10 protein-coding genes are annotated in these 14935 nt (G+C 71.4%); 9 read left to right on the top strand and 1 reads right to left on the bottom strand.

Annotated features, from left to right (window positions below; all coding sequences use genetic code 11):
- The first annotated feature begins 7 nt into the window (after positions 1-7).
- From GWK25_RS25675 to folP, 9 genes are all read left to right on the top strand, one after another.
- Positions 8-1096, top strand: a complete 1089-nt coding sequence (locus tag GWK25_RS25675) for a glycine betaine/L-proline ABC transporter ATP-binding protein (RefSeq protein WP_215453429.1) — start codon at positions 8-10, stop codon at positions 1094-1096.
- Entirely contained in the window at positions 1093-3111 is a 2019-nt protein-coding gene (locus tag GWK25_RS25670; protein ID WP_215453426.1) for a proline/glycine betaine ABC transporter permease, read from the top strand. The genes GWK25_RS25675 and GWK25_RS25670 overlap by 4 nt, the downstream gene beginning before the upstream one ends.
- A 12-nt stretch (positions 3112-3123) precedes the next feature.
- A complete protein-coding gene (locus GWK25_RS25665) occupies positions 3124-4101 on the top strand; it encodes an ABC transporter substrate-binding protein (RefSeq protein WP_215453422.1) in 978 nt (325 codons plus the stop codon).
- Positions 4102-4363: 262 nt separating this feature from the next.
- Positions 4364-6802 carry an FAD-dependent oxidoreductase gene (locus tag GWK25_RS25660; RefSeq protein ID WP_215453419.1) on the top strand — a complete coding sequence of 813 codons (2439 nt, stop codon included), beginning with the start codon at positions 4364-4366 and terminating at the stop codon, positions 6800-6802.
- Between the two features lie 37 nt (positions 6803-6839).
- A complete protein-coding gene (locus GWK25_RS25655; protein ID WP_215453416.1) occupies positions 6840-7700 on the top strand; it encodes a bifunctional methylenetetrahydrofolate dehydrogenase/methenyltetrahydrofolate cyclohydrolase in 861 nt (286 codons plus the stop codon).
- Between the two features lie 58 nt (positions 7701-7758).
- Complete coding sequence (locus tag GWK25_RS25650) at positions 7759-8991, top strand: sarcosine oxidase subunit beta family protein (RefSeq protein ID WP_215453413.1); 1233 nt, start codon at positions 7759-7761, stop codon at positions 8989-8991.
- An 11-nt stretch (positions 8992-9002) separates the two neighbouring features.
- On the top strand, positions 9003-12233 hold the full coding sequence (locus tag GWK25_RS25645; RefSeq protein ID WP_215453410.1) for a sarcosine oxidase subunit delta family protein: 3231 nt from the start codon (positions 9003-9005) through the stop codon (positions 12231-12233).
- The gene (locus GWK25_RS25640) at positions 12226-12828 is read left to right on the top strand and encodes a sarcosine oxidase subunit gamma (protein ID WP_215453407.1); all 603 of its coding nucleotides are present in this window, start codon (positions 12226-12228) and stop codon (positions 12826-12828) included. The genes GWK25_RS25645 and GWK25_RS25640 overlap by 8 nt, the downstream gene beginning before the upstream one ends.
- A 152-nt stretch (positions 12829-12980) precedes the next feature.
- A complete protein-coding gene (gene folP, locus GWK25_RS25635; RefSeq protein ID WP_215457567.1) occupies positions 12981-13829 on the top strand; it encodes a dihydropteroate synthase in 849 nt (282 codons plus the stop codon).
- Here folP and GWK25_RS25630 read toward each other — a convergent pair.
- Positions 13817-14614, bottom strand: a complete 798-nt coding sequence (locus GWK25_RS25630; RefSeq protein ID WP_215453405.1) for an IclR family transcriptional regulator — start codon at positions 14612-14614, stop codon at positions 13817-13819. The genes folP and GWK25_RS25630 overlap by 13 nt on opposite strands.
- Positions 14615-14935 lie beyond the last annotated feature (321 nt).

Genomic DNA, 14935 nt, shown 5'->3' with positions numbered 1-14935 from the left:
GTCGAACATGACCACCCAGACCGAGGTGCCGCAGCGGCGCGGCACGCCCCAGGACTCGGGTCCCACCCCGGTCATCTCCGTGCGCAGGCTGTGGAAGGTGTTCGGGCCGAAGGCCGACCGGGTGCCGGAGTCCGAGGAACTGTGCGGGCTCTCCCGCCGCGAACTGATGGACCGCACCGGCTGCACCGCCGCCGTGCGCGACGTGAACTTCGACGTCTCGCCCGGCGAGGTCTTCGTCGTCATGGGCCTGTCCGGCTCCGGCAAGTCCACCCTGGTGCGCTGTCTGACCCGGCTGATCGAACCCACCGCGGGCGAGGTCGTCTTCGAGGGCGAGGACATCCGCCAGGCCGACGACAGGCGCCTGCGTGAGCTGCGCCGCCGCAAGTTCTCCATGGTCTTCCAGCACTTCGGGCTGCTGCCCCACCGCCGGGTCGTCGACAACGTGGCCTTCGGGCTGGAGATCCGCGGCATGGGCAGGTCCGAGCGCGTCAAGCGGGCCCAGGAGGTCGTCGAACTGGTCGGCCTCGCCGGCTACGAGAAGTCCTACCCCGACCAGCTCTCCGGCGGTATGCAGCAGCGGGTCGGACTGGCCCGCGCGCTGGCCGGCGACCCGGACGTGCTCTTCTTCGACGAGCCGTTCTCGGCGCTCGACCCGCTGATCCGCCGCGACATGCAGAACGAGGTCATCCGGCTGCACCACGAGGTCGGCAAGACGATGGTCTTCATCACCCACGACCTCTCCGAGGCCCTCAAGCTGGGCGACCGCATCCTGATCATGCGCGACGGCAAGATGGTCCAGTGCGGCACCGGCGACGAGCTGGTCGGCGCCCCGGCCGACGACTACGTGCGCGAGTTCGTCAAGGACGTACCGCGCGGCGACGTGCTCACCCTGCGCTGGATCATGCGGCCGCTGGAGGACGGCGACGCCCTGGACGGCCCCGAGCTCGGACCGGACGTCGTGGTCAAGGAGGCCACCCGGGCGGTGCTCGCCGCCGACAAGCCGGTCAAGGTCGTCGAGAACGGCAAGCTGCTCGGCATCGTCGGCGACGAGGAGATCCTCGCCGTGGTCGCCGGACAGGAAGGCGGCGCGCGATGACCGTCGTCGTGGAGAAGACCGAGCCGCCCGGCAGACCGGAGAAGATCCGGCCCGCCGAGGAGCCCGCCCCGGCCCCGGAACCCCGCCGCGTCAGCCGGTCCATGGTGATCGGTGCGATCCTGCTCGGCTGGCTGGTGCTCTTCGTCGTCCTGCGCGGCAAGCAGACCCTCGCCCTCGGAGCTGCGGACCTGACCGATCTGCACCGGTGGTTCAACGACGTCAACGACTCCATCGGCGCGAACCGCAACTCCAACCCCCTGTTCCTGTACTTCTTCAACGAGATCCGCCTGGTCATCGACACCCTGGTGACCTTCGTGCAGGAGCTGATCTCCCAGCCCTCCGCCGACCGCCCCCTGCCGCAGATCGGCTGGCTCGGCGTCGTCGGCATCGCGGGCTACGTCTCCTGGGCGTTCGGCAACTGGCGGGTCGCGCTGCTGGCGGTGGCCGGCTTCACCTTCCTCGGCCTCCAGGGGCTGTGGCAGGAGAGCATGGACACCCTGGCGCTCACCGTCTCCGCGGTGTTCGTCGCGCTGCTGTTCGCGATCCCGCTGGGCGTGTGGGCGGGGCTGTCGGACCGGGTCAACCGGATCATCACGCCCCTGCTGGACTTCATGCAGACGATGCCGACCTTCGTCTACCTGGCCCCGCTGACCCTGTTCTTCCTCATCGGCGGAGCCTCCGCGACGATCGCGACCGTGATCTACGCGGCGCCGCCCGCGATCCGCATCACCGCGCACGCCATCCGGACCGTGCCGGAGACGACCGTGGAGGCCGCCGACTCCCTCGGGGCGACGCGCGGGCAGGCCCTGCTGAAGGTGCTGCTGCCCATGTCCAAGCGGACCGTGGTGATGGGCGTCAACCAGACCATCATGGCCGCCCTGGCCATGGTGACCATCGCGGCCCTGATCGACGCTCCCGGCCTCGGCAAGACCGTCGTCCAGGCGCTGCAGTCGCTCGACGTGGGCACGGCCTTCAACGCGGGCCTGTCCATCGTCGTCATGGCGATCGTCCTCGACCGGGTCACGACCGCGGCCAGCACCCGCGAGGAGGAGGCCCGGCGTTCGAAGAACCGGTTCCTCGCCTGGCGGCGGCCGCTGCTCGGCGCGGGCGCGGCGGTCACGGCCGTCCTGGTCTTCATGTCGCACACCTATGTGTGGGCGGCGGAGTTCCCCGGCGAGGGCGGTGTCGGCAGCTCCATCGCGAGCGCGGCCGACACCGCGACGACCTGGGTGCAGGACAACCTCTCGGGCGTCACCAACACCGTCCGCGACCTCATCACCAACGGGTTGCTCAACCCGTTCCAGTCGCTGCTCACCGACTCCCCGTGGTGGCTCGTCGGCGCCGTGCTGATCGCGCTCGGTGTCGTCCTCGGCGGCGTGCGGGCCGGTGTCACCACGGCCGTGTGCGTGGGGCTGCTGGTCGCCACCGGGGTGTGGTCCGACAGCATGACGACGCTGGCGTCGACCGTGGTCGCCACCGTCCTCGTGATGCTGCTCGGTGTCGGCTTCGGCGTGTGGATGGGCCGCAGCCGGCTGGTGGACCGCATGCTGCGGCCGAGCCTGGACGCGGCACAGGTCATGCCGCCGTTCGTCTATCTGGTGCCGTTCCTCGCGCTCTTCGGCGCGACCCGTTTCACGGCCATCGTCGCCGCGATCGTCTACGCGGCCCCCGTCGCGATGAAGATCATCGCGGACGGGGTGCGGAACGTGCCGGCGACGACCGTGGAGGCGGCCACCTCCGCCGGGTGCAACACCTGGCAGATCATCACCAAGGTCCAGCTGCCGATGGCACGCGGCGCCCTGACTCTCGCCACGAACCAGGGTCTGATCTACGTGCTGTCGATGGTTGTGGTGGGCGGCCTGGTAGGTGCCGGCGCCCTCGGCTACGACGTCGTGGCCGGTTTCTCGCAGGGCCAACTGTTCGGGAAGGGGCTCGCCGCAGGGCTGGCCATCGTCCTTCTCGGAGTCATGTTCGACCGCATCACTCAGGCCGCGGCGCGGCGAACCAGCGCATAAGGAGCACAGACCATGGCAAGGCAAGCAAGACGATGGAGAGCCGGCGCGGCCGGTATCGCGGTCCTCGGTCTCACCCTCACCGCGTGCGGCGGTGCGAAGGTCGGTGACGACTCCGCGCAGGCGGGCGACTCCGGCGGCTCCGCCAAGTGCGGCACCTTCAACCTCGCGGTCAACCCGTGGGTGGGCTACGAGGCCAACGCGGCGGTCATCGGCTACGTGGCGGAGACCGACCTCGGCTGCAAGGTCACCAAGAAGGACCTGAAGGAGGAGATCGCCTGGCAGGGCTTCGGGACCGGTGAGGTGGACGCGGTCGTCGAGAACTGGGGCCACGACGACCTGAAGAAGAAGTACATCACCGACCAGAAGACCGCCGTGGACGCCGGCGCGACCGGCAACGAAGGCCTGATCGGCTGGTACGTGCCGCCGTGGCTGGCCAAGGCGCACCCGGACATCACCGACTGGAAGAACCTGAACAAGTACGCGGCGAAGTTCAAGACGTCCGAGTCCGGCGGCAAGGGCCAGCTCCTCGACGGCGACCCGTCGTTCGTCACCAACGACGAGGCCCTGGTCAAGAACCTGAACCTGGACTACAAGGTGGTGTACGCGGGCAGCGAGACCGCCCTCATCCAGACCTTCCGCAAGGCGGAGAAGAACAAGGAATGGGTGATCGGCTACTTCTACGAGCCCCAGTGGTTCATGTCCGAGGTGCCGCTGGTGAAGGTCAAGCTGCCCGACTACAAGGCGGGTTGCGACGCCGACGCGGAGAAGGTCGACTGCGACTACCCCGTCTACACGCTGGACAAGATCGTCAGCAAGAAGTTCGCCGAGTCCGGCAGCCCGGCCTATGACCTGGTGAAGAACTTCAGCTGGACCAACGACGACCAGAACATCGTGGCCAAGTACATCGCGGTGGACAAGATGACCCCCGAGGCCGCGGCGAAGAAGTGGGTCGAGGACAACCGCGTCAAGGTGGACGCCTGGCTCAAGTAGCGGCCGGGGCCGGACGCGGGAATCCGGTCGGAGAAATGCCCGGTGGGCGGTGCGCGCGGGTTGCGCGCCGCCCACCGGGCATCGTCGTGTTCCGGCCTCTTCGCCGGCCTCTTCCACGGCTTCTTCTCCGGCCCGTTTTCCGAGGTCCCGGGACCCTTGACACCCACCTGCGCGGAAGGCACATTGAGTTGCGCAACCTGAATCGCGTTGCGTAAACAGCAACTCGATCGGCTCGACCGGTCAACAAGGCGGAGGTGCGGCGATGGCGGGACCCCGAGTGGTCATCATCGGAGCGGGGGTCGTGGGAGCGGCTCTCGCGGACGAGATCTCCGCGCGAGGCTGGACCGAGGTGACCGTGGTCGACCAGGGCCCGCTGCCCGCCACCGGGGGCTCCACCTCACACGCCCCGGGCCTGGTCTTCCAGACCAACTCCTCCAAGACGATGACCGAGCTCGCCCGGTACACCGTCGAGAAGTTCTGCTCCCTCGACGTGGACGGCAAGCCCTGCTTCCTCCAGGTCGGCGGCCTCGAAGTGGCCACCACCCCCGAGCGCCTGACCGAACTGCGGCGCCGCCACGGCTGGATCACCGCCTGGGGCATCGAGTCCCGTCTGCTCACCGCGGACGAGTGCGTCGAGCGCCACCCGCTGGTCGACCGCGACAAGGTCCTCGGCGGCCTCCTGGTCCCCACCGACGGCCTCGCCAAGGCGGTCCTCGCCGTCGAGGCGCAGATCCGCCGGGCCACCGAGCGCGGCGTGACCTTCCTGGCCCGCCACGAGGTCCTCGACGTCCTGAAGGCCGACGGCGAGGTCACCGGGGTCCTCACCGACCAGGGCGAGATCCCCGCCGACATCGTCGTGTGCTGCGCCGGCATCTGGGGCCCGAAGATCGCCCGCATGGTCGGGATGAACCTCCCGCTGACCCCGCTGGCCCACCAGCTCGCCTGGACCGGCCCGATCCCGGCCCTCGCCGGTCAGACCGAGGAGGCGATCCGGCCGATCCTGCGCCACCAGGACGCCGACCTCTACTACCGCGACCGCTTCGACGGCATCGGCATCGGCTACTACGGCCACCGCCCGATGCCCATCACCGCCGACGACATCCTCTCCGTGGACGAGGCCGCCGGCATGCCGTCGGTCCTGAAGTTCACCGAGGACGACTTCGCCGACGCCTGGACCGAGACCCAGTCGCTGCTCCCCTCCACCAAGGAGGCGGACATCGAGGAGGGCATCAACGGCCTGTTCTCCTTCACCACCGACAACTTCCCGCTGCTCGGCGAGTCCCAGGACGTCAAGGGCTTCTGGGTCGCCGAGGCGGTCTGGGTCACCCACTCCGCCGGAGTCGGCCGGGCCATGGCCGAATGGCTGGTCGACGGCTACTGCTCCTCCTTCGACCTGCACGAGTGCGACGTCAACCGGTTCGAGCCGCACCAGCTCTCCCCGGAGTACGTCCTCGCCCGCGACTGCCAGAACTTCGTCGAGGTCTACGACATCCTCCACCCCCTCCAGCCCTCCGGGGATCCGCGCCCGATCCGCACCAGCCCCTTCCACGCCCGGCAGAAGGAGCACGGCGCCTTCTTCCTGGAGGCGGGCGGCTGGGAGCGCCCGCACTGGTACGAGGCCAACGCCGCCCTCGTCGAGGGCCGTTCCATCCCCACCCCGGGCGACTGGGCCGCGCAGTACTGGTCCCCGATCGTCGGCGCCGAGGCCCAGGCCACCCGCGAGACCGTCGCGATGTACGACATGACGGCCCTCAAGCGCCTGGAGGTGAGCGGTCCCGGCGCCGCCGACCTCCTGGAGCGCCTGTGCACCGGCAAGGTCGCCAAGTCCGTCGGCTCGGTCACCTACACCCTCTTCCTCGACCACGACGGCGGCATCCGCAGCGACGTCACCGTCGCCCGGCTCGCCCGCGACACCTTCCAGATCGGCGCCAACGGCAACCTCGACCTGGACTGGATCACCCGCCACCTCCCCGCCGACGGCACGGTCCAGGTCCGTGACATCACCCCCGGCACCTGCTGCGTCGGCCTGTGGGGCCCGCTGGCCCGCAAGGTCCTCCAGCCCCTCACCGACGCCGACTTCAGCAACGACGGCCTGAAGTACTTCCGCGCCAAGCAGGCGTACATCGGCTCGGTGCCCGTCACCGCGATGCGCCTGAGCTACGTCGGCGAACTCGGCTGGGAGATCTACACCACCGCCGACCAGGGCCAGAAGCTCTGGGACACCCTCTGGGAGGCGGCCAGGCCGCTCGGTGGCGTCATCGCCGGGCGCGGCGCCTTCAACAGCCTCCGCCTGGAGAAGGGCTACCGCTCCTTCGGCACCGACATGACCTACGAGCACGACCCCTACGAGGCCGGCGTCGGCTTCGCCGTCAAGCTCGACAAGGACGACTTCATCGGCAAGGACGCGCTGCTGCGCCGCAAGGAGAACGTCCGGCGCAAGCTGACCTGCCTCGTCATCGACGACCCCCGGTCGGTCGTCCTCGGCAAGGAACCCGTCTTCGACGGTGACCGCCCCGTCGGCTACGTCACCAGCGCCGCCTACGGCTACACCATCGGCAAGGGCATCGCCTACGCCTGGCTCCCCACGGAACTCGACGAACCCGGGACCGTGCTGCACATCGGCTACTTCGACCAGCGCGTCGAGGCCGTCGTCACCGAGGAGCCCCTGTTCGACCCCACCATGTCCCGCCTCCGTGGCTGACACCCGGCCACGACCGCAGAGGGAAGGAACACCGCCGGTGAACGCACAGCTGCTGGACGGCAAGGCGACCGCCGCCGACATCCGCCGCGAACTCACGGAGCGCGTGGCCAAGTTGACCGCCGGCGGCGGCCGCCCGCCGGGCCTCGGCACCGTCCTGGTCGGCGAGGACCCCGGCAGCCACGCCTACGTCGCCGGCAAGCACCGCGACTGCGCCCGGGTCGGCATCGCCTCCATCCGCCGCGACCTGCCCGCCGACGCCTCCCAGCAACAGGTCGAGGACGTCATCGACGAGCTGAACGCCGACCCGGCCTGCACCGGCTACATCGTGCAGCTCCCGCTGCCGCGCCACCTCGACGCCAACGCCGTGCTGGAACGCATGGACCCGGCCAAGGACGCCGACGGACTGCACCCGGTCAACCTCGGCCGGCTCACCCTCGGCGTCGACGCCCCGCTGCCCTGCACCCCGCGCGGCATCGTCGAACTCCTGCGCCGCCACGAGGTGCCGCTCGCCGGCGCCCGGGTCTGTGTGGTCGGCCGGGGCATCACGGTCGGCCGCCCCATCGGCCTGCTGCTCACCCGCCGCTCCGAGAACGCCACCGTCACCCTGTGCCACACCGGCACCAAGGGCCTCGCCTGGCACACCCGCGAGGCCGACATCGTCATCGCGGCGGCCGGTTCACCCGGGCTGATCACCAAGGACATGCTGCGCCCCGGCGCGGCCGTCCTGGACGTCGGCATCACCCGCACCGACCAGGGCCTGGTCGGCGACATCCACCCGGACGCCGCCCAGGTCGCCGGCTGGATCGCGCCGATGCCCGGCGGAGTGGGCCCCATGACCCGCGCGATGTTGCTGGCCAACGTCGTCGAGGCCGCCGAGAGGAACGCCACCGCCGTATGAACGCCCACGTCCCCCCGTACCCGCAGCATCCGCACCTTTCGGAAGACGGAGACGTCCGATGAGCCCCCGTACCCCAGGCGCAGACCTCCCGGAGCACCCCGACTGGCTGTGGCGTGACCCCGAGCCGAAGAAGTCGTACGACGTGGTGATCGTCGGCGGCGGCGGCCACGGCCTGGCCACCGCCCACTATCTGGCGAAGAACCACGGCATCACCGATGTCGCGGTGCTGGAGAAGGGCTGGCTCGGCGGCGGCAACATGGCCCGCAACACCACGATCATCCGCTCCAACTACCTGTGGGACGAGAGCGCCGGCATCTACGAGCACGCCCTCAAGCTCTGGGAGGGACTGGAGGAGGAGCTGGACTACCCGATCCTCTTCTCCCAGCGCGGTGTGCTGAACCTCGCGCACAGCCTCCAGGACGTCCGCGACAGCGTGCGCCGCGTGGAGGCCAACCGCCTCAACGGCGTCGACGCGGAGTGGCTCGACGCCGACGGCGTCAAGGACGTCTGCCCGATCGTCAACATCTCGCAGGACGTGCGCTACCCGGTTCTCGGCGCCACCTACCAGCCGCGCGCGGGCATCGCCAAGCACGACCACGTGGCCTGGGGGCTGGCCCGCTCCGCCGACGCGGCCGGTATCGACATCATCCAGAACTGCGAGGTCACCGGCCTGGACGTGGTCGACAACCGCGTCGTCGGCGTGCAGACGACCCGGGGCCGTATCGCGGCCGGCAAGGTCGCGCTCTGCTCGGCGGGCCACACCTCGGTCCTCGCCGCCATGGCCGGCATCCAACTCCCGGTCCAGAGCCACCCGTTGCAGGCCCTGGTCTCCGAGCTGCTGGAGCCGGTGCACCCCACGGTCGTGATGTCCAACGCCGTCCATGTGTACGTCAGCCAGGCGCACAAGGGCGAGCTGGTGATGGGCGCCGGCATCGACGCGTACAACTCGTACACCCAGCGCGGCGCGTTCCACATCATCGAGGAGCAGATGGCCGCGGCCCTGGAGCTCTTCCCGGTCTTCGCCCGCGCCCACGTGCTGCGCACCTGGGGCGGCATCGTCGACGTCAGCCCCGACGCCTCGCCGATCATCGGGCTGAGCCCCGTCGACAACCTCTATCTCAACTGCGGCTGGGGAACGGGTGGTTTCAAGGCCACCCCGGGCGTCGGCTGGGTCTACGCCCACACCATCGCCCACGACACCCCGCATGCCCTCAACGCCCCCTTCTCGCTCGACCGTTTCACCACCGGCGCGCTCGTCGACGAGCACGGCGCGGCCGCGGTGGCCCACTAGGGAGCCCAACCATGCTGCTCATCACCTGCCCGTGGTGCGGGCCCCGCGACGAGGCCGAGTTCCACTACGGCGGTCAGGCCCACGTGGCCTACCCCGAGACCCCCTCGGCCCTCACCGACGAGGAGTGGGCCCGCTACCTCTTCTTCCGCGACAACACCAAGGGTCCGTTCGCCGAGCGCTGGAGCCACGCGGCGGGCTGCCGCCGCTGGTTCAACGCGGTCCGCGACACCTCGTCGAACGAGATCCTGTCGGTGTACCGCTCGGGCGAGGAACGCCCGGCGACTCCCGAGGGGCTCACATCCCGGCCCGGCTCGGTACCCCCAGCCCGTCCGGCGTCTGAGAACGAGGCCGTTCAGGCCGACGCGGGGTCCGGGGGCGCAGCCCCCGGGGACGGGACGGGTAGGGGCGGCGGGGGCGAGACAACTCAACCGTTCCGCCACCCCACCCGAGGCCGCGTCGACCGCGACACGACCCTCAGCTTCACCTTCGACGGCGTCGAGTACCGGGGCCACCGGGGCGACACCCTCGCCTCCGCCCTCCTCGCCAACGGCGTCATCCAGGCGGGCACCAGCATCAAGCTCGGCCGTCCCCGCGGCATCTTCTCCGCCGGTGTCGAAGAGCCCAACGCGGTCATCCAGATCGAGGAACCCTTCCCCGAGCCGATGCTGCCCGCGACCACCGTCGAGCTCTACGACGGCCTGGTCGCCACCAGTCTCCCCGGCCAGGGCCGTCTCGCCACCGAACCCGACCCGGCCCGCTACGACGCCGTCCACGCGCACTGCGACCTGCTGGTCGTCGGCGCGGGCCCGGCCGGTCTCGCGGCGGCCGCCGCGGCGGCGAACAGCGGCGCCCGCGTCATCCTCGCCGACGACCAGCCCGAACTCGGCGGCAGCCTCCTCGGCACCGCCGAACACCTCGACTGGGTGGGCGAGACCGCCGCACTGCTCGACGCCGCCCCCGAGGTCCGCGTCCTGCGCCGCACCACCGTCTTCGGCTACTACGACGACAACCACCTCCTCGCCGTCGAACGCCGCACCAACCACCTCGGCGGCGCGGCGCCCGCGGACGTCTCCCGGGAACGCGTCTGGCGCATCCGCGCCCGCCGCGTCGTCCTCGCGACCGGCGCCCACGAACGCTCCCTGGCCTTCGCGGACAACGACCGCCCCGGCGTGATGCTGGCCTCCTCGGCCCGCACCCACGTCAACCGCCACGGCGCCCTGCCCGGCCGTCACGCGGTCGTCCTCACCACCAACGACAGCGCCTACGAGGCGGCCCTGGACCTCGCCTCGGCAGGTCTGGCCGTCACGGCGATCGTCGACACCCGCCCCGAACCGGGGGAGTGGGCCGAGCGCGCCACGGCCGCCGGCATCGAGGTCCTGGCCGGGCACGCCGTCACCGCCACCGAGGGCGAGCCCCGCCTCACCTCCGTGACCGTCGCCCCGTACGGCGAGTCCGCCGGGCAGCGGGAGTTCGCCGCAGACCTGCTGCTGGTCTCCGGCGGCTGGAACCCGGTGGCGCACCTGTTCAGCCAGTCCGGCGGCAAACTGCGCCACGACGAGGTGCTGGGCTCCTTCGTGCCCGACACCGGCCGTCAGGCGGTCGAGGTCGTCGGCAGCGCGAGCGGTCTCCTCGACCCGGCCGATGTCCTCGCCCAGGGCGCCGCCGCCGGTGCCCGTGCGATCGAGGCCGAGGGGTACACGGCCGAGGCGCCCCGCCTCCCGTCGGTGGCCGCGCGGCCCGCCCCGACGCCGTCGATGCACGTGTACGTCGTCCCGGGCGATTCGGACGCCCCCAAGTTCGTCGACCTCCAGCGCGACGTCACGGTGGCCGACCTGGCCCGCGCGACCGGCGCAGGCCTGCGCTCGGTGGAGCACACCAAGCGGTACACCACGGCCGGCACCGCCAACGACCAGGGCAAGACCTCCGGCGTGCTGGCGAGCGGTGCCGTCGCCCAACTCCTCGGCGTGGACGTCTCGGCTCTGGGCACCACCACCTTCCGCCCGCCGTACACACCGGTCTCCTTCGCCGCCCTCGCGGGCCGCGACCGGGGTGTGCTCAGCGACCCGGTCCGCACAACCGCCATTCACGAATGGCACGTCGGGCACGGCGCGCTGTTCGAGAACGTCGGCCAGTGGAAGCGCCCCTGGTACTACCCGCAGGACGGCGAGGACATGGAGACCGCCGTGCTCCGCGAGTGCGCCGCGACCCGTGAGGGCGTGGGCTTCATGGACGCCTCCACCCTCGGCAAGATCGATGTGCAGGGACCGGACGCCGGTGTCTTCCTCGACCTGCTCTACACCAACATGATGAGCACCCTGAAGGTCGGCATGATCCGCTACGGCGTCATGTGCCGCCCGGACGGCATGGTCTTCGACGACGGCACGGTCATCCGCGTGGCCCAGGACCGCTTCCTGGTCACCACGACCACCGGCAACGCCGCCACCGTCCTCGACTGGATGGAGGAGTGGCTCCAGACGGAGTGGCCCGAACTGAAGGTCCACTGCACCTCCGTGACCGAGCAGTGGGCCACGGTCGCCCTCGTCGGCCCGAAGTCCCGCGAGGTGATCGGCTCCCTCGCACCCGGACTCGCCGTCGCCAACGAGGACTTCCCCTTCATGGCCTGGCGCGAGACCACCGTCGCCGGCATCGAGGCCCGGGTCTGCCGGATCAGCTTCTCCGGTGAACTCGCCTACGAGATCAACGTCTCGCCGTGGGAGGCACTCACCCTCTGGGAGGCGCTGTACGAGGCGGGCGCCCCGTACGGCATCACCCCGTACGGCACCGAGACCATGCACGTCCTGCGGGCCGAGAAGGGCTACCCCATCATCGGCCAGGACACCGACGGCACCGTCACCCCGCAGGACCTCGGGATGAGCTGGGTGGTCTCGAAGAAGAAGTCGGACTTCATCGGCAAGCGGTCCTACGCCCGCCCCGACACCGTCCGGCCCGACCGCAAGCACCTGGTCGGCCTCCTCCCCGAGGACCCGGGCGACTTCCTGCCCGAGGGCACCCACCTGGTCGCCGACAGCGTGCTGCCGGCCCCGCCCGTCCCGATGCTCGGCCACGTCACCTCCAGCTACCGCAGCGCCGCCCTCGGCCGGACCTTCGCACTCGCCCTGGTCAAGGGCGGCCGGGACCGCATCGGCGAGCGGCTGTACGCCCCCGTGGGCGACCGGCTGGTCCCCGTGACCGTCGCCAGCCCCGTCCTCTACGACCCCGAGGGAGCCCGCCGCGATGGCTGACACCGCCCCGACCCCCCGGCCCCGCAGCCCCCTGTCGGGGGCCGCCGACAGGCTGGCCGCCGCCACCCGCACCTCGGGGGGCAGGCTCAGGCTCGCCGAACTGCCCTTCCTGACCCAGCTCGACGTACGTCTCGACGCCAAGGGGGCCGCGGCGGACGCCGTCGGCCTCGCGCTGGGCCTCCCGCTGCCGCTGGAGCCCGACACCGTCGCCCGCGCGGGGGAGCTGACCGCGCTGTGGCTCGGCCCCGACGAGTGGCTGCTCGTGGGGCCGCCGGGCGGCGCGCGCGAGCTGGAGAGCCGGATCCGGGAGGCCGCCGGAGAGGAACCGGTCTCCGTCACCGACGTCTCCGCGCAGCGCACCACGGTCCTCGTCGCGGGCGCCGCCGCCCGCGACCTGCTGGCCCACGGCTGCGCGCTGGACCTGCACCCGAGGGCCTTCGGGCCCGGCCGCTGCGCCCAGACCACCCTGGCCCGCGCCCAGGTCGTCCTGGTCGCGCGGGAGGAGCCCGGCGACGGTTTCTGGGTCCTGGTCCGTTCGTCGTTCGCCGGCTATCTGGTGGACTGGCTGCTCGACGCGGCGACGGAGTACGTCTGAGCCATGCGAGTCCCTGTCAGCGCGTCGAGAGCCGGACCGTCGAAGGCCGGCGGCCGGTGACCGTCGCGGCCCGCGCCCCGGGCCCGCCCGCGCACCCGGGCACGCCCGACCTGCACCCGTACGGGCTGCCGAGGCCCGGACGGACGCTGGTCATGGGCGTCGTGAACGTCACGCCCGACTCGTTCTCCGACGGCGGGCTCGCTTTCACCGCCGAGGCGGCCCTGGCCCACGGCCGCGCCCTGCTGGAGCAGGGCGCGGACATCGTGGACGTGGGAGGGGAGTCGACCCGGCCCGGTGCGGTGCGTCCACCGGTCGAGGAGGAGTTGCGACGGGTGCTGCCCGTCGTCCGGGGTCTCGCGGCGGCGGGCGCCGTCGTCAGTGTCGACACCATGCGGGCCGAGGTCGCCGCCCGCGCGCTGGACGCGGGCGCACGGCTGGTCAACGACGTGTCGGGGGGTCTCGCCGATCCCGCGATGCTGCCCCTGATGGCCCAGGCGGGTGTGCCGTACGTGCTGATGCACTGGCGGGGACACTCCGCCGGGATGCAGGCGAACGCCGTCTACGGCGATGTGGTCGAGGAGGTGCTCCACGAACTGCGGCTGAGGATCGACGCGGCTCTGGAGGCGGGCGTGCCGGCCGGTTCGCTGATCGTCGACCCCGGGCTGGGCTTCGCCAAGCAGGCCGAGCACAACTGGGAGTTGCTGGGGCGGTTCGGGGAGGTGCGCGCCCTGGGCCGTCCCGTTCTGGTCGGGGCGTCCCGCAAGGCGTTCCTGGGGCGGCTGCTGGCGGACCGGGCGACGGGGGAACCGCGCCCGGCACGGGGGCGTGACGCGGCGACCACCGCCGTGTCCGTGCTCGCCGCCGCGCAGGGCGCCTGGTGCCTGCGGGTGCACGACGTCGCCTCGACGCTGGACGCGGTACGGGTGACGGCCCGTTGGGGCGCCGAGACGGCGCGTGCTCCGCTGGGGGCGCCGTCCCTCGTGGGCGGTCAGCCCAGATAGCCCATCCTGCGGCTGATCTCCGCCGCGCCCCGGGTCAGGACGGGCACGAGTTCCCGTATGCGTTCCTCGGTGAAGCGGTAGGCGGGGCCGGAGGCGCTGAGCGCGGCGACGACCTCGCCCTCGCGGGAGCGGATCGGGGCCGCCATGGCGTGCAGCCCGATCTCCAGTTCCTCCAGCGTCACCGCGTACCCGCGCTCGCGCGCCTCGCTGAGCGCCTTCTCCAGCTTCGCCCTGGCCGTCAGCGTGTGCGGGGTCAGCTTGCGCAGTCCGGACGCCTCCAGCACCTCGGACCGCTCCCGCTCCGGGAGGTGGGCCAGCAGGATCTTGCCGCTGGACGTGGCGTGCACGGGGGTGAGCTGGCCGACCCAGTTGTGGGTGCCGACCGCCCCGGGGCCGCGTACCTGGTGGAGGTTGACCGCGTAGTGCTCCTGGAGCACGGCGATGTTGACGGTCTCGCCGATCTCCTCGCTGAGCCGCTCGCAGACCTGCCTTCCCTGCTGGGTGATGTCGAGCCGGCCCGTGACGGCGCCGGCGAGCCGCACGATGCCGAAGCCGAGCCGGTACTTGCCCCGCTCGGCCGTCTGCTCGACCAGTCCGCGTGCCTCCAGCGCCCCGAGGAGACGGAACGCGGTCGACTTGTGGACGTCGATCTCGGCGGCGACCTCGCTGACCCCGGCCTCGCCGCGCTGGGCGAGGATCTCCAGGACGCTGACGGCACGGTCGACGGACTGCACGCCGTTCACCGCGGGAGCCGTTGTTGCGCCCTCTGCCGCGTAGTTGCTCATGGTGCAACTATACGCAGTCGCCCCGGCGGTTCCGAGGGGTGGGACGAGTGCCGTGACCTTGGCTGGAACCAGTCGCCCGCATGCTCGCACGGACCGTCCCGGTCAGGGAAGGGGGAGGCGGCGAGGGGGGGCGGGCAAGTCGCCGCGACCAACCTCTTGACAGTGGGTGTCCCCGAGGAGACAGTTTGGTCGTCGTTGCTCATAGCGAAGATAGTTGCGCTATATGAAACGCGGCGAACGAGGGCCCAGCCACGGTCTCCGTCCGGGCCCGGTGAAGTGCCTCCCCCCCCACCCCCTCCCCTTCCCTCCCTCCCCGACGAG

It is taken from the genome of Streptomyces sp. ATCC 21386, from assembly GCF_018728545.1.
Classification (GTDB): Bacteria; Actinomycetota; Actinomycetes; order Streptomycetales; family Streptomycetaceae; genus Streptomyces.
The sequence above is the reverse complement of the archived record's forward strand: the minus strand, read 5'-3'. Positions and strand labels throughout refer to the sequence as shown.

Coding starts and splice junctions, on each gene's coding strand:
- GWK25_RS25670 (WP_215453426.1), top strand. CDS start 1,093: ATGACCGTCGTCGTGGAGAAGACCGAGCCGCCCGGCAGACCGGAGAAG.
- GWK25_RS25650 (WP_215453413.1), top strand. CDS start 7,759: ATGAGCCCCCGTACCCCAGGCGCAGACCTCCCGGAGCACCCCGACTGG.
- GWK25_RS25675 (WP_215453429.1), top strand. CDS start 8: ATGACCACCCAGACCGAGGTGCCGCAGCGGCGCGGCACGCCCCAGGAC.
- folP (WP_215457567.1), top strand. CDS start 12,981: ATGGGCGTCGTGAACGTCACGCCCGACTCGTTCTCCGACGGCGGGCTC.
- GWK25_RS25665 (WP_215453422.1), top strand. CDS start 3,124: ATGGCAAGGCAAGCAAGACGATGGAGAGCCGGCGCGGCCGGTATCGCG.
- GWK25_RS25645 (WP_215453410.1), top strand. CDS start 9,003: ATGCTGCTCATCACCTGCCCGTGGTGCGGGCCCCGCGACGAGGCCGAG.
- GWK25_RS25630 (WP_215453405.1), bottom strand. CDS start 14,614: ATGAGCAACTACGCGGCAGAGGGCGCAACAACGGCTCCCGCGGTGAAC.
- GWK25_RS25660 (WP_215453419.1), top strand. CDS start 4,364: ATGGCGGGACCCCGAGTGGTCATCATCGGAGCGGGGGTCGTGGGAGCG.
- GWK25_RS25640 (WP_215453407.1), top strand. CDS start 12,226: ATGGCTGACACCGCCCCGACCCCCCGGCCCCGCAGCCCCCTGTCGGGG.